Annotated in this window: 16 protein-coding genes; 9 read left to right on the top strand and 7 right to left on the bottom strand. The window is 47.1% G+C overall.

The features are described from left to right. Positions 1-3: 3 nt before the first annotated feature. The 3 genes from folM to D1Z90_RS11190 all read right to left on the bottom strand — a co-directional run bounded on the left by folM (position 4) and on the right by D1Z90_RS11190 (position 2,750). Entirely contained in the window at positions 4-714 is a 711-nt protein-coding gene (folM, locus tag D1Z90_RS11200; RefSeq protein WP_119910850.1) for a dihydromonapterin reductase, read from the bottom strand. 391 nt (positions 715-1,105) lie between these two features. Further along, the gene (gene hemH, locus D1Z90_RS11195) at positions 1,106-2,161 is read right to left on the bottom strand and encodes a ferrochelatase (protein ID WP_119910849.1); all 1,056 of its coding nucleotides are present in this window, start codon (positions 2,159-2,161) and stop codon (positions 1,106-1,108) included. A 55-nt stretch (positions 2,162-2,216) separates the two neighbouring features. Next, positions 2,217-2,750 carry a glutathione peroxidase gene (locus tag D1Z90_RS11190; RefSeq protein WP_119910848.1) on the bottom strand — a complete coding sequence of 178 codons (534 nt, stop codon included), beginning with the start codon at positions 2,748-2,750 and terminating at the stop codon, positions 2,217-2,219. 153 nt (positions 2,751-2,903) lie between these two features. Here D1Z90_RS11190 and D1Z90_RS11185 point away from each other — a divergent pair, with 153 nt between their 5' ends. Genes D1Z90_RS11185 through D1Z90_RS11175 form a run of 3 tightly spaced genes read left to right on the top strand, consistent with a single transcriptional unit; the run spans position 2,904 to position 6,300 of the window. Continuing rightward, on the top strand, positions 2,904-3,614 hold the full coding sequence (locus tag D1Z90_RS11185) for a response regulator (protein ID WP_119910847.1): 711 nt from the start codon (positions 2,904-2,906) through the stop codon (positions 3,612-3,614). Then, positions 3,604-5,058, top strand: a complete 1,455-nt coding sequence (locus D1Z90_RS11180; RefSeq protein WP_119910846.1) for an ATP-binding protein — start codon at positions 3,604-3,606, stop codon at positions 5,056-5,058. Before D1Z90_RS11185 ends, D1Z90_RS11180 begins: the two co-directional genes overlap by 11 nt. A gap of 9 nt (positions 5,059-5,067) precedes the next feature. Further along, positions 5,068-6,300, top strand: coding sequence for an ABC transporter substrate-binding protein (locus tag D1Z90_RS11175; protein ID WP_119910845.1), 1,233 nt, complete (start codon positions 5,068-5,070; stop codon positions 6,298-6,300). Here the strand turns inward: D1Z90_RS11175 and D1Z90_RS21525 are convergent. Next, positions 6,297-6,470 carry a hypothetical protein gene (locus D1Z90_RS21525; RefSeq protein ID WP_198419141.1) on the bottom strand — a complete coding sequence of 58 codons (174 nt, stop codon included), beginning with the start codon at positions 6,468-6,470 and terminating at the stop codon, positions 6,297-6,299. The two genes, D1Z90_RS11175 and D1Z90_RS21525, sit on opposite strands and share 4 nt — an antisense overlap. 167 nt (positions 6,471-6,637) lie before the next feature. Here D1Z90_RS21525 and tusA point away from each other — a divergent pair, with 167 nt between their 5' ends. From tusA to glyS, 3 genes are all read left to right on the top strand, one after another. After that, complete coding sequence (gene tusA / locus D1Z90_RS11165) at positions 6,638-6,880, top strand: sulfurtransferase TusA (protein ID WP_119910843.1); 243 nt, start codon at positions 6,638-6,640, stop codon at positions 6,878-6,880. Positions 6,881-7,101: 221 nt separating this feature from the next. Then, complete coding sequence (gene glyQ, locus D1Z90_RS11160) at positions 7,102-8,007, top strand: glycine--tRNA ligase subunit alpha (RefSeq protein WP_119910842.1); 906 nt, start codon at positions 7,102-7,104, stop codon at positions 8,005-8,007. Between the two features lie 9 nt (positions 8,008-8,016). Beyond that, positions 8,017-10,083, top strand: a complete 2,067-nt coding sequence (gene glyS, locus D1Z90_RS11155; protein ID WP_119910841.1) for a glycine--tRNA ligase subunit beta — start codon at positions 8,017-8,019, stop codon at positions 10,081-10,083. 86 nt (positions 10,084-10,169) lie between these two features. Here glyS and D1Z90_RS11150 read toward each other — a convergent pair whose 3' ends face one another. After that, positions 10,170-11,093, bottom strand: coding sequence for a transporter substrate-binding domain-containing protein (locus D1Z90_RS11150; protein WP_119910840.1), 924 nt, complete (start codon positions 11,091-11,093; stop codon positions 10,170-10,172). A gap of 151 nt (positions 11,094-11,244) precedes the next feature. On the opposite strand from D1Z90_RS11150, the gene D1Z90_RS11145 reads away from it, so the two are divergent. Continuing rightward, the gene (locus D1Z90_RS11145) at positions 11,245-15,930 is read left to right on the top strand and encodes a response regulator (protein WP_119910839.1); all 4,686 of its coding nucleotides are present in this window, start codon (positions 11,245-11,247) and stop codon (positions 15,928-15,930) included. 221 nt (positions 15,931-16,151) lie between these two features. Next, positions 16,152-17,645 (top strand): serine hydrolase domain-containing protein, encoded by a 1,494-nt coding sequence (locus D1Z90_RS11140; protein WP_158587107.1) that lies wholly within the window; start codon positions 16,152-16,154, stop codon positions 17,643-17,645. A gap of 118 nt (positions 17,646-17,763) precedes the next feature. Here D1Z90_RS11140 and D1Z90_RS11135 read toward each other — a convergent pair whose 3' ends face one another. Together D1Z90_RS11135 and D1Z90_RS11130 are read right to left on the bottom strand one after the other, a co-directional pair. After that, positions 17,764-18,075 (bottom strand): hypothetical protein, encoded by a 312-nt coding sequence (locus D1Z90_RS11135; protein ID WP_119910837.1) that lies wholly within the window; start codon positions 18,073-18,075, stop codon positions 17,764-17,766. Between the two features lie 26 nt (positions 18,076-18,101). Further along, positions 18,102-18,896 (bottom strand): ABC transporter permease, encoded by a 795-nt coding sequence (locus tag D1Z90_RS11130; protein WP_119910836.1) that lies wholly within the window; start codon positions 18,894-18,896, stop codon positions 18,102-18,104. A gap of 166 nt (positions 18,897-19,062) precedes the next feature. On the opposite strand from D1Z90_RS11130, the gene D1Z90_RS11125 reads away from it, so the two are divergent. Continuing rightward, entirely contained in the window at positions 19,063-19,536 is a 474-nt protein-coding gene (locus D1Z90_RS11125; protein ID WP_119910835.1) for a peroxiredoxin, read from the top strand. The last annotated feature ends 51 nt before the right edge of the window (positions 19,537-19,587 follow it).

The following is a 19,587-nucleotide window of genomic DNA, read 5'->3' as shown; positions in this document are numbered from 1 at the left end:
AGGTTATCGGGCGAGATGCCGGCCGCCATTCACGGCAATAGTAGAACCGGTGACATAACAGGCATTAATCAGGTACATCACAGCTTGCACCACATCGGTTGGGCCAGGCTCTATGCCCATCAGAGTTTTACGTAACGTTTTTTGTTTGTAAGCGTCATCATCCCCTTGATTAAACATCAGCAATGCCGGCGCAATACTATTGACCTTAATATGAGGGGCTAACTTGGCTGCAAATGATAAGGTCAAATTGGCTAATGCTGCTTTACTGGCGGCATAAGCAATATGTTTGCTGCTGCCAACTTGAGTGATGTAATCGGTCATATGAATAATGTCTGCACCACCAGGCTGAGCCTGTAATAACGGCGTCAGCGCAAGGTTTAGCTGATAAGGGGTATTGACGTGAATTTGCATCATGCGCGGCACTAAGCTTGGGTCAATGCAATCGGGCTGCTCAGGCGCCCACTCCGAAGCATTATGAATCAGCGCCCGTAACTCACTATAGCGAGATAAAACATAGTCGCTGAAGGCGCTAACCCCAGCAGGCTCAGAAAAATCGGCTGCCACGCAATCAACGCCTAAATTTTGTAACTCAGCCACTCCCGCCCGCTCAGTTCGATAGCTAATAACCACTTGATACCCCTGCTGCTGCAACGCTCTGGCCATGGCCAACCCCACTCGCTGCGCGCCACCGGTAATGACAATCGTCTCCACCATCTGCCCCTTTAAATATTTTTCCCGTTTCGCTGAGTGCTTGAAAAAGCATGTAATATTGCTTTATCTAAGCCTAGGGCAAAAAAATCGCCTTGGTGGAGTGATCTATTTTTTTATGACCTTCGTTTATATCAGTGAAGGGTAAATGAAGCACTGAGCTCGCAACAACGCCCCTTCGCGATAGTTTAAATATTGAATCCTTTGATACCCAAAAAGCACCCAATCAGGTGCTTTTTATTTTTCTGCGAGATAGCAATACAACGCAGTTGCAACATTCAGCAATACAAGAACAACGCAACAAGTTAGGCGACTAATTAAAACAACCACGAGAGTGGCACAATGGAAGCAATGGCGACAACAAACGTCATCGCCAAAGCGTAATCGAAAAGAGTATTTAAGCGTGTACTTTCGGCGCTTTGATAGGGCTTGGGTGAGGCTGTAAATAAGGTAAAACCAACTCGGTCATCATGGCGATATGATCGTCTCTGGAGTTCAACGCATCAATGTAGCGATACTCTTTACCGCCCGCTTCTATGAAAACCTCACGATTTTCGTGCACCATTTCTTCTAAGGTTTCTAAGCAATCTGCGCTAAACGCCGGACAAGCCACGGCAACGTTGGTTTTACCCTCTTGTGCTAGCGCTTCTAACGTGGCGTCTGTATATGGCTTGAGCCATTCTGCTTTACCAAATCGAGACTGAAAGCTGGTGACGTATTGGTCTTTTTCAAGTTGCAGTTTTTCAGCCACTAAACGACTGGTTTTCATGCATAAACAGTAATAAGGGTCGCCATTATCAAAAAACTGCTGTGGCATACCGTGATACGACAGAACCAGTTTATCTGGCATGCCTTTGGCTGCAATGTCTTCCGCTATCGAATTAGCAAGCGCCGTAATGTACAGCTCATGGTCATGGTAGCTGTTAATGAAATGCATTTGCGGTACAAAGCGCCATTTTTGCAACTCCCGTGTAACCGCGTCAAAGGTGGAGCCAGTGGTAGGGCCTGAATATTGTGGGTATAGCGGTAACACCACAACTTTGCGGATCCCCTGTTGTTGGAACTCTTGCAAAGCCTGCTCTATCGACGGTTCACCATAACGCATCGCCAGTTTCACATTGGCGTTAACCCCCGCAGCTTGCAGGGCTAACTCGAGCTTGCCACGCTGGTTTTTACTGTGTACTAACAAAGGCGAGCCGTCTTCCAGCCAAATGCTTTGATACAACTTGGCTGATTTTGCCGGCCGTACCCGCAAAATAATGCCGTGCAAAATGATCATCCACACCAATTTAGGGATCTCAACCACTCGCGGGTCAGACAAAAATTGGCGCAAGTAAGGCCTTAAAGCTTCCGCGGTGGGCGCTTTTGGCGTACCTAGGTTGGTCAGTAATACGCCAGTATCAGCAGAGAGCTTTTCATGGGCGTTTTCGGTTAACGCAGTGAAACGAGACAACTTCCTGTCCTTATTTAAAATTGAACAACATCAGCCTAAACATAAAGTGCCAGAGTTACAAGATAGCTTTGACGGCTTGTTGAAACTGGTCGCTATCTGGCTTGGTGTTGCTAGGAAAGTGTTTAATTTCCTTACCATCAGCACTGATTAAGAATTTGTAAAAATTCCATTTAACCGACGCAGTTTGCTGCGACAAATACTTAAAAATGGGGTCGGCACTATCCCCTCTAACCGAACCTGGTTCAAGCATGGTAAAGGTAACGCCATAGTTGATATAACACACCTTAGCGGTGTCTTTCTCGTCACTGTTTTCCTGGAAGAAGTCATTAGATGGGAACCCAATCACCACCAATCCTTGGTCTTTGTACCTTTGATGCACTTGTTCGAGTTGTTTGAATTGCGAGGTAAAGCCACAGTTACTGGCAGTATTAACAACTAGCACAGGCTTGCCTTGAGTGAGTTCACACAAGTTCACTTGCTCTTCTGAATGCAGCTTACCCCGCGTTTCATTAAACACAGGTAAGCAGTTGGCGGCACTGGCATGACTCATCATCATCCCCGACACGAGTAATATTGAACGCATTAACATGATGAAATCCTTGTAAAGGCTATGGTTAGTCCTGTAAACGATATTGACGTTGAGATTGATCACTCTGGCGTTGTTGTATCTGTATCTGCCTATTGCTTTTTATCGCCGTCACGGCTTCAATAAAGTCATAGCAGCTCTAAGGATAAGCAGCAATTGAATAATAATAAACAAATACTTATCGTTGATGATGACCAAGAAATTCGCCAACTTCTGCAACAATACCTGAGTAAATCAGGCTTCGACGTGCTTACCGCCGAAGACGGTGTGGCCATGCATCAAATATTAGAGCAGCACGCGCCTGACTTAATCATACTTGACGTCATGATGCCGGGCGATGACGGCTTTACTCTGTGCCAGCACATTCGCCGCGACTCAAATGTGCCGATTATTATGCTCACCGCCAGCTCAGACGAAACCGACCGTGTCATAGGGCTTGAAATTGGTGCCGACGACTATATCGCAAAGCCTTTTAGTCCAAGAGAGCTGCTCGCTCGCATTAAAGCGTTACTGCGCCGCGCCCAATTTAGCAGCACCAGCAGTAGCCGCTTTATGCGTTTTGGTCAGTGGCGTCTAGACACGTTACAACGCAGTTTGACTGACCAACACGGTGAAACCTCTGAATTATCTGGCGCAGACTACAACTTGTTAATGCTGTTCTTGCAACATCCCAATCAAATTCTAGACCGCGATGCTATCTCTGACGCTACCCGCGGCCGTGAAGCACTGCCGCTAGAGCGAGGGATTGACGTGCAACTCAGTCGGCTGCGTCAACGTTTAGGTGACAATGGGAAAAACCCCAAATTAATAAAAACGATTCGCGGCGCAGGCTACGTGCTCATTGCCGAAGTCAGTTATGAGTCTTAATTCTGTTTTAGGCCACTGCCGGCGCTGGGCACCCAAATCACTGCTGACACGCATGCTATTGATCTTCTTTTTGTCTGTGGTATTGGCCCAAGGCATCAGTAGCATCATTTGGGTGAAGTTATTAACCCAGCAAGAAAACCAAGTACTGATCAGTAACGCCAATCATATTGCCAATAGTGCGGCGAGCACCGCAAACTACTTTAAAAACCTGCCCGCAAAATTTCGCCATATCGTACTCGATCAATTGCGTAACATGGGTGGGTCACGCTTTTTTGTATCATTAAACAGCGAGAAAATACTGCTCAATCCTATTGCTGAATCTCAACAAAAAGCACTCGTCACCCACACCATACAAGACGTATTAAAGCAGCAGCTGAGCCCTAATATTGCTATTCACGTGGATTTTTCCCATCCACAAGAGCTTAAAGTGCTCAATAACAACACCTTGCTAACCGATCTGCCACCGTCATGGGCGAGTTATTCGTTACTCATCGATAACCTCAACCCCCCCATATTGGTACTCCAGCTAGAGCTAGCAGAAGGAGAATGGCTTTACCTAGCAGCGTTAATGCCACCGCCGTATATTTTGGACGACGATGACGGCATCCCTAGCCCGCAGCTCACCACGGTGATCTTATCCACCATTTTTCTATTGCTTTTTAGCTACTGCTTTTTCCAGTGGCAAGCGAAACCATTAAAACGTTTAGCGGTTGCAGCGTCTGACATGAGTATCGACTTGGACCAGCCGCCGTTAAAAGAACAAGGAGCATTAGAAATTGTCACCGCCACCCGTGCGTTTAATCATATGCAGCAAAAAATGCAACGCTATATTGCTGACAGAGAATCCTTGTTTGGCTCTATTTCACACGATCTCAAAACCCCTATCACTCGCTTGCGATTGAGGGCTGAACTGCTAGACGACGACACCGTCATCGACAAGTTTAATGACGATCTAGACGAGCTTGAAATCATGGTGAAAGGTGCTTTGCAAACAGTGAAAGACACGGATATTCATGAAAATATCACCGCCATTGATGTTCGTAAGCTGGTACATAAAGTGTGCGAAATTTATCCTCAACATCACCGCATAATTGGTCACTACGTGGCGCCATATCGCGGCAAGCCCTTAGCGTTGCAACGCTGCCTGAGTAACTTAATTGATAATGGCATTAAATATGGTGAGCGCGTTGTCATTACCTTAATGGACATCAATAATGATTTGCACATTACTATTCAAGACCAAGGCCCAGGCATCCCAGAGCAAGATCTGCCGCGAATTTTTGATCCATACGTCAGATTGCACAGCCAAGAACCAGGTTTTGGCTTAGGGTTAGGTATAGTACGCAACATAGTGCATGCTCACTGCGGCGACATTACCTTAAGCAATGCTACCGATGGCGGCTTATTGGTTAAAATTGTACTGCCGCGCAGCCCGTTGGAGTAACAAACCCTAGTGAAAAAAATCCTTGCCTTAGCCTTCTCTTGTTGCAGTTTACTGCCTGTATTAAGCCATAGCGCCGAAGTTGAAGTACTGCATTGGTGGACTTCTGACAGTGAAAAGCAAGCATTACAACTGGTACAAGAGCAAGTAAATAGTCAGCACCAGTGGCGCGATTTTGCGGTCACAGGTGGCGGGGGAAATAGCGCCATGACGGTCCTTAAAACTCGCGTCATTTCGGGCAATCCACCAGCGGGCGCACAAATTAAGGGCCCAGATATCAATGACTGGGCGCGCTTAGACTTATTACAACCACTCGACAGCCTTGCCATTAAACAAAAGTGGCAACAGGTGTTTCCTCAAGAAGTGCTGCAATTTAGTCAATTACAAGGCCATTACTACGCCGTGCCAATTAATATCCACAGGGTCAATTGGTTATGGATCAATCAAAGTGTTTTTAATCAGTTAGCACTCACTGCGCCAACCACCTGGGAACAATTTATTGAAGTGGCTCAGCAACTGCAACAAGCTGGGATAGAGCCATTGGCCCATGGTATTCAACCTTGGCAAAATACCATTTTGTTTGAGTCCATTGCGATCGCTAAATTGGGGCCGATTAATTACCGCCGCGCCTTTGTTAAACACGACCCAGAGGTATTGGCCTCACAGGCTATCGTTGAAACCTTCAACACCTTGCGCCAAGTACAAAAAATCGTCTCTCCTCAAGCGGCAGATCGTAACTGGGACAAAAACGCCCAAGTATTTATAGAAGGCAAAGCGGGCATGATGATCATGGGGGATTGGGTCAAAGGTGAGCTGACCAATGGCCAGCTAGTCGCAGGAGAAGATTACTTGTGTCTGCCCACGCCAGGCAGCCAACGAGCCTTTATTTACAACATTGATACCTTCGTATTCTTTAAAACGGGACAGTCTCAACTTCGGGCTCAGTTAGATTTAGCTCAAATCATCGCCGACCCACAACTGCAAACGGATTTTAGCTTACAAAAGGGCTCTATTCCCGCTCGACTGGACGCCGACATCAGCGCATTAGATACCTGCTCACGGCAAGCTCACGATGACTTTAGCACCCAACAACTAGTGCCTTCGATGGCGCAGGACATGGCCAACACTGGACATGTACAAAACGCCATCGCCAATGTGGTCAATTATTACTTTAAAAACCCGAACGTGTCGGCTGAAAAAGCCAGCCAACAATTGAAAGTCGCAATACTCGCAAGCCAAGGTTAATCTGGGTCTTGAAAAGACTTACCCAGCTCAATCCATAAACCAATAGCGACCATGATAAGACAAGCAATCCAGGTGGCATTATTGCCAAGCGGTGTGCCTAATGCCACCATTGCAAATGCAAAAAAACCTAAGCCAGCATATAGCTGAAGACGCATAAATTGCTGTAACATACCCACCTCCAAATCGATATGTGTTGGTTTAATTTTAATCGCTTTTACGGCAAAAAAAAGCGATCTGGTTAAAACAGCAGCATCGACTACACCCAATACTAAAGACTGACAAAGCTGCTGCTAATTGCTGCAAAACTGCCAGTTTGAGCCTTTATGAAGAGCAAACAATGAGTGATTTATTCCAGCAAGCAGACCAAAAATTGGACGCATTAGGCTTACGTTGTCCCGAGCCTGTGATGATGATCAGAAAAACCGTGCGTCAACTCGCCACCGGCGAAACCTTGCTAGTCATTGCCGACGACCCTTCAACTACTCGCGATATTCCCAGCTTTTGTCGGTTTATGGATCATCAATTACTTGCTAGCGATACCGAAAAATCACCTTATAAGTACCTTATTAAGAAAGGTTAGTTAAAAGTAAGCGCTTACCAACAAAAACCTTTCATCATTCACCAAACAGCAAATACCCTGGCTTGCCCACGCCACGTTTCCAGCACGCTGCGATATCTGGGTCATTGTGATGCCCAAAATGCGCCATTACTGGGCGCAAGCACAAAATTTACCCTATAAAACCAAGCCCAGAATGGGGTATACTGTCGCGTATTTTTTTAAACATAAGCAGCTAAGCCAACATGCAAAAATTCGATATCAAGACCTTTCAAGGCCTGATTCTTGCGTTGCAAGACTATTGGGCTCGCCAAGGCTGCGTCATTGCGCAACCACTGGATATGGAAGTCGGTGCCGGCACCTTCCATCCCCTCACTTTTTTACGCTCTATTGGTCCAGAGCCAATGAGCAGCGCGTATGTGCAACCCTGTCGTCGCCCGACAGATGGTCGTTACGGCGAAAACCCAAACCGCCTACAACACTACTATCAATTTCAAGTTGTGCTTAAGCCGTCTCCGGACAACATCCAAGAGCTATACTTGGCCTCCCTCGAAGCCATTGGTATTGACCCATCCATTCACGATATTCGTTTCGTAGAAGATAACTGGGAATCACCTACTTTAGGCGCATGGGGTTTAGGTTGGGAAATTTGGCTAAACGGCATGGAAGTGACTCAGTTCACTTACTTCCAACAAGTCGGTGGCTTAGAGTGTTCTCCGGTCACCGGTGAAATCACCTACGGTATCGAGCGTCTTGCCATGTACGTGCAAGGCGTAGACAGCATCTACGACCTAGTATGGACAGACGGTCCTATGGGTCGTGTGACTTACGGTGATATCTTCCATCAAAATGAAGTAGAGCAATCTGCGTTTAACTTTGAGCACGCTAACGTTGATGCCCTATTTGCGGCCTTTGACCAAGCAGAGCAAGAAAGCCACAACCTGATTGAAAAAGGCCTGCCGCTACCTGCTTACGAAAAAGTAATGAAAGCATCTCATTACTTCAACTTGCTAGATGCTCGCCACGCAATTTCGGTGACCGAACGCCAACGTTACATTCTACGTGTGCGTACCCTAGCCAAAGCCGTAGCCGAAGCATATTACGCCGCACGTGAGGAACTCGGTTTCCCACTTTGCAAAGACAAAGCGTAGAGGAAGACCATGGAAAATTTGTTAATTGAAATCGGTACCGAAGAGTTACCACCAAAATCACTGCGCAAATTAGCAGAAGCTTTTGCCGCTGGCGTTGAAGCTGAGCTAAACGCCGCAGAACTGAGCCATCAAAGTGTACGCTGGTTAGCGTCTCCTCGCCGCTTAGCCTTAGTGGTAGAGCAACTTGAGTCTGGTCAAGCAGATAAAGTGGTTGAAAAACGCGGCCCTGCAATAAGCAGCGCGTTTGATACCGACGGCAATCCAACCAAAGCAGCACAAGGCTGGGCCCGCTCTAACGGCATTAGCGTTGAACAAGCTGAACGCCTAACAACAGACAAAGGCGAATGGCTGCTACATAAAGCCCAAGTGACGGGTAAAAAAGTGGCAGAGCTGGTGCCGGCAATTATCGCCACCGCCCTAAATAAACTGCCAATTCCAAAGCCAATGCGCTGGGGTGACAAGCCTACTCAGTTTATTCGTCCGGTCCATACTGTGACCATGTTATACGGCAGTAATTTGATTCCAGGTGAAATTCTTGGCATCGAGTCAGCGCGAACCATCCGCGGTCACCGCTTCTTAGGCGAAAGTGAATTTACCATTAACCATGCTGACGAATACGAAAACCTGTTAGACATGAAAGGTAAAGTCATCGTTGATTACCAGCGCCGTAAAGATGCGATTCGCGACCAAGTTCACGCCGCTGCAGCCCATGAAAATGGCGTCGCAGACATCGATGAAGATTTGCTTGAAGAAGTAAACTCTTTGGTTGAGTGGCCAGTTACTCTGGTTGGTTCGTTTGAAGAAAAATTCCTCGACGTACCATCAGAAGCTCTGATCTACACCATGAAAGACAACCAAAAGTACTTCCCAGTGCTGGATAAAGACGGTCAATTGCTGCCTCGCTTTATCTTTGTCTCAAACATCGTCAGCCGTGACCCGAAGCAAGTTGTTGCCGGCAACGAGAAAGTGGTTCGTCCACGCTTAGCCGACGCAGAATTCTTCTTTAACACAGATAAGAAGAAAACCTTAGCCAGCCGTCTGGAATCGCTGGGTACGGTATTGTTCCAAAAACAGTTGGGCACGCTAAAAGAGAAATCAGAGCGAATTGCGGAACTGGCTGAAGACATTGCGGTTCAAATTGGCGCAGACAACAGCCATGCCAAACGTGCAGGTTTGTTATCTAAAACCGACTTAATGACAGAAATGGTTCTTGAGTTCCCAGACGTTCAAGGCGTCATGGGCATGTACTACGCTAAGCACGATGGCGAAGCCAATGAAGTCGCGCAAGCACTGAACGAGCAATACAAGCCTCGCTTTGCCGGTGACAGCTTACCAAGCTCTATGGTTGCTTGCGCTGTCTCCTTGGCTGACAAGCTCGACACCCTAGTGGGTATTTTCGGCATAGGCCAAACGCCAAAAGGCGATAAAGACCCATTTGCTCTGCGTCGCGCCGCGATTGGTGTATTGCGGATCATTGTTGAAAAAGACCTGCCACTTGACCTAGAAGACCTCGTTAAAGCCGCGGCCTCTCTGTACGGCAGCAAACTGTCAAGCAACACGGTACAAACCGACGTGGTTGACTTTGTATTAGGTCGTTTCCGCGCGTGGTATCAAGACGCAGGCGTAGAAGTAGACGTGATCCAAGCGGTGTTGGCAAATCGCCCAACCAAACCGGCTGATTTTGACAAGCGAGTGAAAGCGGTCAGTCACTTCCGCAGCTTAGAGTCTGCTGCCGCGCTGGCTGCAGCCAACAAGCGTGTGGGTAACATTTTAGCGAAGAACAACGTGGCTGACGTGACCGAAGTGAACGCTGACTTGCTACAAGAAGCGGCTGAAAAAACGTTAGCAGCTGAAGTCGCAACACTCACCGATACACTGGCTCCAGTCTTTGCGGCTGGCGATTACCAGCAAGCGTTGACCGAACTGGCTTCTCTGCGCGAAAGCGTCGATGCCTTCTTTGACTCAGTCATGGTTATGGCAGACGACGAAGCGCTAAAACAAAATCGTTTAGCCTTGTTAAGCCAACTCAGAGCCTTGTTTATGCAAATCGCTGATATCTCAGTGTTACAAGGCTAAGCATCACCTGATGCAGTCTTAACAAAAAGCCACGGTCTATACCGTGGCTTTTTTGATCTTACTGCCATCACCTTTTGCGTTCAGAACTACTCCCTGACGATGTTTTTAGCCGGCAAACGTTGCCATAAATATTGACGATATAAACGCAGCGTTTTCAGTTGCTCTGGGTTATCCACTTCAAAAATGGTGGCGTTTTGCCACTGGCTTAATGGGAATACCACTTTACTGACGGGGTGTCTTTGCATCAATGCTAATAAAGAGCCGTCCTTGACCGCACGCGTTAACCCCAATTCAATACGTTCAGACAATTCAAACTGACGATGACTGGTAAAAAAATACAAGGGCACTGTGTAGTGGATCAAGATATCGTCAAACGCTAATAACGGATCATCAGGAAACTCTCGGTTATGGCTGGCTAATTCGCCGTAGCCTTCCGTGATGGCTCTGGGGAAATAATCACAGCGCCCAGTTCGCATGTATTCATACATATCTCGAAATTCATCAATACGCACAACTTGATAACCATCGGCCTCCATAATGTCGGCATCAGGCCAACTTGACCCTTGGCAGGCGCGTAATGCCTTTAGCTGTTTGGGGCGAGTGATTGCTTTAAATTTCGCTTCATCCTCTGGCCTAATAATCATCATGCGGTAGCCGAGCAAGCCCATAAATAGAGGCACCCTAGCAGGGCGGAATTGGGTTTCTCGTTCGGTGGTGGGTGCAGAAGCTACGACATCAAGCACGCCTTCAATATCTAATAACTGTAATACCTGGGCTTGGCCAAGAGATACCGGCATAAATTCAACTTGAAACGGGCCAAATTCGGGCACCGACTTTTCCAAGCCCAGCTTCAGAGCCTGAAACAAATAGTCGTGCGACACGTCCTCTTTCGCCTGCGGCGGTGTAAAGCGCACAATCGTGATAGGTTTTTCAACCCCATGAACATTGAGCGCGGTCAATAAAAGCCCAACACCTGTCAATGCCGCCAACCATTTATAAGGGGTTTTCATTCTTGCCATTAACATTTTATCGTTTGTGAAACCGTTATAAAAAGGTTAGCAAACCTCTCCTCACTGCGTCGCTTAAGTTTTATCTTGTTCGCGATTTATCTGGCCTAATATTAAGTACAGACCTTTTACTAATCATTTACTTGGGAAGGCTATGTTGCGTGTTTGGGGCTGCTTATTAGGTATTTTTTTGTCTGGCTACAGCTTAGTGCTGGCAGCTGAAGTCACGCCTGATCCCAGCAGCGAGTTACCAATAAACAGTCAGGTGGCTCGTTGGGTCAAGAAAAACCCCGTAGTGCGCTATAGTCCCAGCATTAATATTCCCCCACAAGATTTCATTAATGAACAAGGCTTGCATAGTGGCTACGCCAAAGACTTGCTCATAGCGTTAGACTTAGTGCTCCCCACTCGATTTGAACCGAGTCGTTCTCGCGGCTGGCAGCAGCAATTAGAGTCTCTCAGAAAGCAAGAGCTTGATTTAGTCGTCGGCTGTGGGCTCCCGCCAGGCCTCGAAGACGAGTTTGAGTATACCCAAGCCATCGGCCAGCAAACCCCAGGGCTCGTCATTAGAGTGGCTGACATCCACTTAGCCAATACTGCAAACTGGCACCCACCCACAAAAATAGGCTCCATCGGCAATAGCCTCGCAAAGAGCCAAGTCACACAATATGCACCCAGCACCAAGCTGCTACCCGTTGAAAATTATGAACAAGGCGTGCGTCAAGTGATTAACGGTAGCTTGGACGTTTTCGTTGGTTATAAAGCCTTCATCAACTACCAAATTAACAAAGGAGGGCTCACCAAAGTCAAATTTGTGCCCCTTGAGCACTGGCACAAACCCAGCAGTTATATTTGCGTACGCAAAGGCGCCAAGCAGTTAGTGGCACTGCTCAATACAGGTCTTGGCAACTTAGGGGAAGAAAAGCTCGAAGCATTGCGTTTAAAGTGGCTAAGCGAGGCACAAACATCGGCCATCACCCAGTCCAAGTTTGACTCCCTGCGCCAGCAAGAGCAACGGCAAAGTCATTTTGTTAGCTATGTTATCACTGCGGTCAGTTTATTGATTGTGCTCTGTATTGTTTGGTTTTTGAAACTCAGCTCATCAGAGCAAATTGGCGAGTTCTTTGGCAGTAAATCACGCCGCAGTGGGTTTGTGGTGGTGATCACCACCATTTGTTTTTCATTCGTTGTGACTATTTGGCTCGCACTATCAACCCTTAAAGCCAGCAGTTACGATTCGGCATTTGCTCAGCTATCGTTAGCCAAAAGCAGCGCAATACGCTTGCTTAACGAGTGGGTCACCGAGCAAAATGCGCTCATATCTGTGGTATTAACCCCTGAATTTTCATTGTTAACCGATGTATTGGCCCGTTTATCAGATTTACAACAACAACCCGATGCCAGAAGGCAGTTGCTACTTAAAACGCCAGTGCAACAACGAGTTTTCAGCTACGTCCAAGAGCGGGTGAACCTGTCGGAACATACTGGCTTTCAAATCATCGGCCCAGACAATATTAATATTGCCGCAAATGACGATACGCTTATTGGCCAGCCTAGCCTTATTGCGCACTACGCTCCCGAACGTTTGGCTTTAGCTTGGCAAGGTAATCTCACTTTGGTGCCAGCGCTGCCCGCAACCCTTTCGCCTACGAAAAATAATGCATTACCCGTGATGTTTGTATTACACCCCATCACGGATAATACAGGCCGGGCCATCGCCATATTTGCCCTAAAGACCAACCCAGCAATCGACTTTTCTAACCTGTTTTGGACATCCAATATTGGTTATTCCGGCGAAGTTTACGCCATCAACCAAACTGGCCAACTGATATCCCGTAGCCGGTTTGAGTCACAAATGTCGGAGCGCGGTGAACTAGGCAACAGCCTGACATCAATCCTCACCATCAAGGTCACGCCCGAGTGGCTGCGAGATATTTTAAGCCGAAGAGGCAATAACAAAGAGCTGCATTTTAATGACCACTTAGACTATCGAGGAGTGGCGGTGATCAGCACGGTCACTTGGCTAGACGATTACGACATTGGCGTGGTTGCAGAAATTGATAAGAGCGAAATATTGTCGGTTTACAATACCGTAGAAAATATCATGATCGGCCTGGCGGTTATTGCGCTGTTTGTGATTATTGCGGTATCTGGGTTTATGCTGTTTGTCGGGCTGCGTTCATATCAAATATCAAAACGCTCGCGAGAAGAGCTTGAACAACTTGTGACAGCCCGAACCCTCGCTTTAGAAGAGAATCAACAGCGGCTTGAGTTGTCTGAAAAGAACAACCGAATCGTACTGGCAAAAGCCCCCACCGCACTCATTACAGAAGGTGCGGACGGTAAAATCACCAATGCCAACGACGCGGCTTGCCATTTACTGCGAAAAACGGAAGCGCAGTTGCAAGGCAGTCAGTTCAGTGACTTGTTTAGCGCGGAACAAAAAGCCGCCGTCATCGCCGCGATGCATGACTACTTACTTAACCCCAGCGCGACGGCACTGCTACCCGAAACCGAACTATTTATTACAACCGACCAGCCGCAGCGTGTTTATATTCAAGCTTCGTTGACGCCAATAAGATTGTCACAGGAAATTTTTAATATTATCGCGCTCCGAGATATCACCTCTGATATCTTAGCCAGCCATGCTCTAAAGGATGCAAGCCAAGCAAAAACAGACTTTTTGGCAAACATGAGCCATGAGATACGCACGCCGATGAACGCCATTATCGGCATGTCCACCCTCGCCTTAGACTTAGACTTGTCGACCACTGCCCGCAACTATATTACCAAGGTGAATCGCGCCGCAGCATCTTTGCTCGGCATCATCAACGACATTCTAGACTTCTCAAAAGTAGAAGCCGGTAAGCTAACGTTAGAAAGCACGCCTTTCAATCTAGACGACACCTTGGATAACCTCGCCAACATCCTGAGTTATAGCATCAATAAAAAACGCCTAGAGCTTATTTTTGACCTCGACCCGCACATACCACGCCACCTCATAGGCGACTCACTCCGGCTTCATCAGGTATTGCTGAACTTATTGAGTAACGCGGTGAAGTTTACCGAACAAGGAGAAATCAAGGTTAAGGTAACCAGCCAAGCGCCCCAAAAAGATTGCATCATGTTGCAATTTGAGGTGTTCGACCATGGTATTGGCATGACCGATGAGCAACAACAAGGCTTGTTTCAATCCTTTTCCCAAGCTGACAGCTCAACCACCCGAAAATACGGCGGCACGGGCCTCGGGTTGACCATCAGTAAAAAACTGATCGAATTAATGGGCGGCAGCATACAAGTAACCAGCCAATTAGGCCAAGGCAGCTGTTTCCAGTTTGATTGCCAGCTCAAGGTTGAATGGATTGATGGCAGCGCTCAACAAGAGTTTAGCGGTAAACGGGTGCTGCTACTTGATGATAATGCCAGCGCCCAAGCAGCCTTGGGTACTTTGCTTGATTATTGCGGTATGCAATGGACAGGGGTGGCCGATCTTGACGCCGCACTCATCGCTATAGAACACGCTTCACACCCTTTCGACGCCGTATTATTAGACTGGACCACCCCACAAGGGTTTATTTATGACTCCTACCTGGCGCTGAACAAAGTGGTGGGTTCACAAGCGTGCTTTTTAATGATGGTCCCCCACAGCGACCCCAGCTGGGATCATCATGAAGCCCTGGCCTATGGCGTGCAATATCATCTCGAAAAACCACTGGTTGCCACCCAAACCGTCACCATGATGCGCCAAGCCTTACTCGGCTATCAAAGCGAAACCATTGGTTCGAAGCAAGCCCCAGCGGTCTCGTCGCAAGCGATGGCCAACGTGTTTAGCCAATGTCACCTGCTATTGGTAGAAGATAACGAACTCAACCAAGAGCTCGCCAAAGACATCATCGAAAAAACCGGCGCCACTTTAGACATCGCGAATAATGGTAAAGAAGGGATCGATAAAGCCCTTTCAGGCCACTACGACGCCATTTTAATGGATGTGCAAATGCCGGTCATGGACGGTTATCAAGCCACTCAAGCTATACGCACAGCAGGGCTTACTCTGCCAATTATCGCCATGACCGCCAACGTCATGACAGGCGATAAAGAAAAAGTACTCAGCCAAGGCATGGACGACTATGTGGCTAAACCCATCAGTATTAGCAAGCTGTATCAAACCCTCATCAAGTGGCTCACAGCCAATGAGGATAGGCCAGCCCCTACCCTTGAAAATGAAGCTAGCTCCCCAGCTCAGGGCGATCAAGGTATCTCTCTTGATACAGAACTGGGTTTGGCAAACTGTAATCAAGATACTGCCCTGTATGAAAAAATAAGCCAACGTTTTGTACAAGGTAACCTCGGCTTTGAAGCTAACTTAAGCAAACACATTCAGCAGCGGCAATGGTCCACCGCCACTCGCTTAGCGCATACGTTAAAAGGAAATGCGGGCAGCATTGGCGCGCCGAAATTGGCCGCATTGGCGGGTCAACTTGAGGCCGAATTGGGTCAAAACAGCGTTGAGCGCAGCTTAGCAAAAAGTGTGGTGGCTGAATTAACCCAAGTGTTGCAGCAGCTGACAACCTTTTTGGGTGACCCCGTCGAAGCCTCCCCGTTATCCATGCCAGATGCAAGCATGACGCACCTCTGCGAAGCTGAATTTGAACAGCTCGAAACCATGATTAGTCAATTTGATTTTAATGCCCAAGTAGAAGTAGAACGCCTATACGAAAAAGCCGGCTCAGGGCCATTAAAGGATAAGTTAGAACAGCTCAATAGCGAGCTACAGAATTATGATTATGGCGCTGCAGCCCAAATATTACAGCAACTTAAAGCTGCTCAAGGGGGTGAGTAATTAGCTGCCTTTCGAACAAGCGCCCACCTTGCAAGTGATGACAATTAAAGGCTAAAGCTGTCAGACTAATACCCATAAGCCTCTGTTCTCATTTCATTAATCAGGACGAACCGTAATAAAAAATCCCGTTCTTGTGAACCAGCACGACATATTAAGTCAACAAAATATCATGCAGTGCTATGATAAAACTTCGCTTAAAGCGATTTTATCAAGGAGGTTTAATGACATCACTGACGCGCCTCAAGCTCGGCATCCTAGGTTTTACTGCATGTTTCACCGCCCAACTTTCAGCTGCCATAGACCCTTATGCCGGATTATGGCAATTTTCTCAGGGTGAAATGCATTTTTATATTTTAATTAAAAAGCAAGGTGGCCAATACTACTCCTTTGACCACCTTGGCAAGCATCAGTTAGTCATCAAGCCAGATCATAGCTTTACCATCGAAAACAATGGAGAAATTATTGTCACAGGACACTTTGAACGACCAGAGGGTGGTGTCTACCAAGCGATAAACTCCCAAGTGAATAATCAACAGCTGCCACTTACACGCAGTGCGGTCGCTCCCGAGCAACATGTCACCCATTTAATCCAGGCTATGCCAGGTACCTTGCCGCTCACCAACAAGCATCATTCAAACTGCGCAGCGCCATATCAGAAGAGTGCCCAATCCTTACCTGAGGTGGTAACAAGCAGGCTGCAAGACCTTAAAGATAACGCCCACGCTAAACAGATGGGCTTAACTCAACTGGATAGTTTACTGATTTGGCAAGACGGCGCTCTGGTCGTCGAAGAGTACTACAATGGTTGGAGCCAACAGCTGCCCCATCAAGTCAACTCGGTAACTAAGTCTGTTATTTCATTGTTGGCCGACAGCGCGGTCACCGAAGGCGCCAAATTGAATTATCAAGCGCCAATCAGTCAGTATTTGCCTCAGTATCAAAATCAACTCGCCCAAGGCAAAGAGCAAATTACCTTGCAACAAACGCTGACCATGAGCTCAGGCTTAGAGTGGGATGAGTGGAGTACCCCGTATCACCACAGGTTAAATCCGCAAAACATCATCGCTAACAAAAGTGGCGACTCGGTGCGCTTTACCCTCAGCACCCCTTTTAGAAAATCGCAAAACAACACCTTTAACTACAGCGCAGGAGACGTCACCCTCACCGCTGAAGCCATTGCCAACGCCACCAATACAGACAATATTGCCGACTACGCCACGCAAAGCGCCTTAGCCAAATTGTGTTTTGAAAATGCCTATTGGCAATTACAACATGATGGTAGGCCAAACGCGGGGGGTGGACTTAACTTAAGACCCCGCGACATGTTAAAAATTGGTGAGCTGGTGTTGCAGCAAGGCCAATGGCATCAGCAGCGTTTAATCAAACCCGACCTCATTCAAGCAGCGACGACCGCTAAGTTGCCGACCCCATTAGATGGTCCGTTAGCAAATTATGGCCATTATTGGTGGACCGGCAGTGAATACATGGCAGGTAAGACTGTTACCAGCATTACTGCCGATGGCTACGGTGGCCAGCAGATTGTCATTTACCCCGAACTTGATCTTATTCTGGTGATGACTGCATCCGCTTATAATAGCGACTTTCATAATCTGCCTCGCAAGGTAAAAATGCTATTCTTATCAGAGATAGCTAAACAGCAATTGGCCAAACACGCTTCTGAGGAAGCAGAAGGTAAAGTGCAAGCCGCGTTATGATTGAGTGAGCAAAAGCAGATGAGTAATTGCTGCGGTATAACCTGAGCAAACTGGATTAAATGTTTCATGTGAAACATTTAATCCAGTAAAAGCAGAATGTTAGTAAAGTGTGTAAGAATTAATCAAGCACCTTACTATTGGCAACAATCTCAGCGGGCGTTTTGCCGTTAAAAGCATTGAGCAACACTTCTTCTGGCTTAGGGTTATTGGCACTGTTGAGTAACACTGCTTGCTGAATACGGCTACAAGCCTTGAGGAAGTCGGCAGGTTTAGGATCAACCAAGCCATCTGAAACACTCAAAAGTACCGCCTGTAAGTTATTGACAGAATGCACTGAAATTGCGCCCTCTTTCATTTCACCTTTAGTGGCTTCATCCAATATTCCTAATTGGTCCATCACCTCATTAAAAGACTGTTGTTTATCCGTCATGCTACGCTCCTTATTATTTTTTCAGTCTAGTTTGCTGATTTAAGTGAGAGTTTTACTTGCCCTGTGGGCCCAAGCACACTGGCTAAGGTTAACAGTAAAGTAATGGCGACAGATGTAACTAGCATGACAGCAATCGCAACCAAGATAACGAGCTGATACTTAATCGCTATCATGGGGTCTGTGCCACCCAGTATTTGGCCTGTCATCATTCCCGGCAAGGTCACCAAACCTGTAGTTGCCATCGACGCAATAATGGGAGCTTGAGCTTGTTGCAACGCTTGTTGCACAAAGCCTTGGGCCGCTTGCTTTGGGGTTGCGCCCAAAGCCAATGCTGCTTCATACTCAGCAAATTTATCTTGAAATGCCGAATTAAGTCGCTGCAAAGCCACAATGTTGCCACTTAAACTGTTGCCCAACAGCATGCCAGCTAATGGAATTAAATACTGCGCGCTAAACCACGGAGTTGGCTGCAACAATGCAAATAATAGCAAGGCCAGCAAAGGCAATAAGGCCAACGTCAAACCGGTAAGGACCGGCCCATAAACCCAACGTCGCGGCAAATGTGCTTTTGACACGATAGCACTGGCGCCAATCAACAACATGATCAACAGCCACAAAGCGTTCACCAGCAAGCTGTTCAACTCAAATAAGTATGCCAAGTAAAGGCCTACCAATATTAACTGTAGCACCATGCGGCCCGCGGCCAATAAAAACTCTTTGTGCAGTTTAAGGCCAAGCCAGCTATTGATACTCAAAGGGATGATAAGCGTGGTCAGAAACAGTCCTAACTGCCACCACGTGATGTCTATTACTGCTTGCATAGATAGAGTTCTTTGGTTGCGCTTAGATGCTGGTTACTATGAATCATCTTATTGATATTGCAATTTTTTAACCTGTGTTTTGCCATTATATTTAACCTCAAAACTCACCTCAAAAGGCCATAGTCAACTACAATGGTGACGTTTATTCCCCCTTAAAGGAGCGACCATGATTAACATTGGCGATCAAATCCCGGCCCATACGTTTTCTGTATTACAAGCAGATGGCATGGTACAAGTCAGCACTGACGATTTATTCCAACAACAAACCGTCGTGCTTTTTGCAGTACCCGGTGCATTCACACCTACCTGTTCAGAAGCCCACCTACCGGGTTATGTAGTACTCGCAGACCAATTCAAAGCCAAAGGCATCGACAGAATTATTTGCTTGTCTGTAAACGATGCGTTTGTCATGCAAGCTTGGGGCGAGGCGCAAAATGCCAATGAAATAGACATGTTGGCCGATGGCGACGGCAGTTTTTGTCAGGCCCTTGGCTTAGCCAAAGACACAGGGAAATTTGGCGGCTTGCGAGCAACCCGCTTCGCCATGGTTGTCACCAATGGTGAGATCACCGCCTTAGAAATTGAACCTCCTAAGGCGTTTCAAGCATCTAGCGCTGAGCACATGCTCACACTCGTGTAAGTACTACAAGTCATTCAGCACAGCTGCTCACCATGTAAACAATGTTTCAGT

Origin of the sequence: Motilimonas pumila (genome assembly GCF_003596335.1) — a bacterium.
Taxonomy (GTDB): Bacteria; Pseudomonadota; Gammaproteobacteria; order Enterobacterales; family CBDFNC01; genus Motilimonas; species Motilimonas pumila.
Note: the sequence above shows the minus strand (reverse complement) of the source record. Positions and strands in the feature narration are given on the sequence as shown.

Bases quoted from the DNA above. Each gene is read 5' to 3' on its own strand.
- tusA (WP_119910843.1), top strand. From the start codon at position 6,638: ATGAGTGATTTATTCCAGCAAGCAGACCAAAAATTGGACGCATTAGGC.
- D1Z90_RS11190 (WP_119910848.1), bottom strand. From the start codon at position 2,750: ATGTTAATGCGTTCAATATTACTCGTGTCGGGGATGATGATGAGTCAT.
- D1Z90_RS11140 (WP_158587107.1), top strand. From the start codon at position 16,152: ATGACATCACTGACGCGCCTCAAGCTCGGCATCCTAGGTTTTACTGCA.
- D1Z90_RS11180 (WP_119910846.1), top strand. From the start codon at position 3,604: ATGAGTCTTAATTCTGTTTTAGGCCACTGCCGGCGCTGGGCACCCAAA.
- D1Z90_RS11145 (WP_119910839.1), top strand. From the start codon at position 11,245: ATGTTGCGTGTTTGGGGCTGCTTATTAGGTATTTTTTTGTCTGGCTAC.
- D1Z90_RS11130 (WP_119910836.1), bottom strand. From the start codon at position 18,896: ATGCAAGCAGTAATAGACATCACGTGGTGGCAGTTAGGACTGTTTCTG.
- D1Z90_RS21525 (WP_198419141.1), bottom strand. From the start codon at position 6,470: ATGTTACAGCAATTTATGCGTCTTCAGCTATATGCTGGCTTAGGTTTT.
- D1Z90_RS11150 (WP_119910840.1), bottom strand. From the start codon at position 11,093: ATGAAAACCCCTTATAAATGGTTGGCGGCATTGACAGGTGTTGGGCTT.
- glyS (WP_119910841.1), top strand. From the start codon at position 8,017: ATGGAAAATTTGTTAATTGAAATCGGTACCGAAGAGTTACCACCAAAA.
- D1Z90_RS11125 (WP_119910835.1), top strand. From the start codon at position 19,063: ATGATTAACATTGGCGATCAAATCCCGGCCCATACGTTTTCTGTATTA.
- folM (WP_119910850.1), bottom strand. From the start codon at position 714: ATGGTGGAGACGATTGTCATTACCGGTGGCGCGCAGCGAGTGGGGTTG.
- glyQ (WP_119910842.1), top strand. From the start codon at position 7,102: ATGCAAAAATTCGATATCAAGACCTTTCAAGGCCTGATTCTTGCGTTG.
- D1Z90_RS11135 (WP_119910837.1), bottom strand. From the start codon at position 18,075: ATGACGGATAAACAACAGTCTTTTAATGAGGTGATGGACCAATTAGGA.